This window comes from Arthrobacter sp. P4_F11 (assembly GCF_056401395.1).
In genome coordinates, this window is sequence record NZ_JBFUJK010000040.1 from 1 (window position 1) to 2,301 (window position 2,301).

Annotated in this window: 1 rRNA gene; it reads right to left on the reverse strand. The window is 55.7% G+C overall.

What is annotated here, in order from left to right:
* Window positions 1–591: 591 nt before the first annotated feature.
* Window positions 592–2,118 (reverse strand): 16S ribosomal RNA (locus tag AC1DRO_RS21135).
* Window positions 2,119–2,301: the final 183 nt, after the last annotated feature.

Sequence of the window (2,301 nt, forward strand, 5' to 3'; positions counted from 1 at the left end):
CCTTCTTCGGCTCCTAATTGCCAAGGCATCCACCGTGTGCTCTTAAAAACTTGACCACAAAAGATCAAGGAGTAATTTTCGAGAGAACCACAGAAACCACCACCATCACCCCAAAAGGCAACAGCGACAGATCCAGGTTCATATTCTTGGAAATTGCTTCTTATAAAAGATGCTCGCGTCCACTATGTAGTTCTCAAACAACAACCCCGTACCACACACCCCACACACGCCCCACAAAAGGGAACAACCGYGTGATCGGTGCAGCCAGGAAACCAGAAACAAACGTTCCCACACCACCACCACGCACCCACCCCCGAAAGGGAAGGACAACGTGGCCGCGCCATGGTCCTGTTGTCTCAGGACCCAACAGTGTGCCAAACACTACCCAGCAGCTCATTCCGGCGTGCGTTCCAGGACACCCTCAAGAGAGCATCCGTACTAACTGCCGGCCTGTGCCGCCAGGCACCTATTTGTTGATATTCCACCCGTGAGCACCCGCCGCAGAACTTGCGTCTGCGCAACGGGCGTACTCCTGACAACCCCACCACACGGACATAACGCCCGGCAGAGAAAGTTGTAGGTGCTCCTTAGAAAGGAGGTGATCCAGCCGCACCTTCCGGTACGGCTACCTTGTTACGACTTAGTCCCAATCGCCAGTCCCACCTTCGACAGCTCCCTCCCACAAGGGGTTAGGCCACCGGCTTCGGGTGTTACCAACTTTCGTGACTTGACGGGCGGTGTGTACAAGGCCCGGGAACGTATTCACCGCAGCGTTGCTGATCTGCGATTACTAGCGACTCCGACTTCATGGGGTCGAGTTGCAGACCCCAATCCGAACTGAGACCGGCTTTTTGGGATTAGCTCCACCTCACAGTATCGCAACCCTTTGTACCGGCCATTGTAGCATGCGTGAAGCCCAAGACATAAGGGGCATGATGATTTGACGTCGTCCCCACCTTCCTCCGAGTTGACCCCGGCAGTCTCCCATGAGTCCCCGCCATTACGCGCTGGCAACATGGAACGAGGGTTGCGCTCGTTGCGGGACTTAACCCAACATCTCACGACACGAGCTGACGACAACCATGCACCACCTGTGAACCGGCCCCAAAGGGGAAGGACTGTTTCCAGCCCGGTCCGGCCCATGTCAAGCCTTGGTAAGGTTCTTCGCGTTGCATCGAATTAATCCGCATGCTCCGCCGCTTGTGCGGGCCCCCGTCAATTCCTTTGAGTTTTAGCCTTGCGGCCGTACTCCCCAGGCGGGGCACTTAATGCGTTAGCTACGGCGCGGAAAACGTGGAATGTCCCCCACACCTAGTGCCCAACGTTTACGGCATGGACTACCAGGGTATCTAATCCTGTTCGCTCCCCATGCTTTCGCTCCTCAGCGTCAGTTAATGCCCAGAGACCTGCCTTCGCCATCGGTGTTCCTCCTGATATCTGCGCATTTCACCGCTACACCAGGAATTCCAGTCTCCCCTACATCACTCTAGTCTGCCCGTACCCACCGCAGATCCGGAGTTGAGCCCCGGACTTTCACGGCAGACGCGACAAACCGCCTACGAGCTCTTTACGCCCAATAATTCCGGATAACGCTTGCGCCCTACGTATTACCGCGGCTGCTGGCACGTAGTTAGCCGGCGCTTCTTCTGCAGGTACCGTCACTTTCGCTTCTTCCCTACTGAAAGAGGTTTACAACCCGAAGGCCGTCATCCCTCACGCGGCGTCGCTGCATCAGGCTTGCGCCCATTGTGCAATATTCCCCACTGCTGCCTCCCGTAGGAGTCTGGGCCGTGTCTCAGTCCCAGTGTGGCCGGTCACCCTCTCAGGCCGGCTACCCGTCGTCGCCTTGGTGAGCCATTACCTCACCAACAAGCTGATAGGCCGCGAGTCCATCCAAAACCACAATAAAGCTTTCCACCCCCCACCATGCGATGAGGAGTCATATCCGGTATTAGACCCAGTTTCCCAGGCTTATCCCAGAGTTAAGGGCAGGTTACTCACGTGTTACTCACCCGTTCGCCACTAATCCCCGGTGCAAGCACCGGATCATCGTTCGACTTGCATGTGTTAAGCACGCCGCCAGCGTTCATCCTGAGCCAGGATCAAACTCTCCGTTGAAGTAAAACAGACACAACACGCGCCCCCGGGAAAACGGGATGCACACGCTGCACAAAATTTGAAACCAGCTAAAAACACCAGACCACACCACGGGGTGGCGGGCCCGGCAAATTCAACCAATTCAATACAATAAATTGGTATCAACAAACTTGGCACACTATTGAGTTCTCAAACAACAGACAC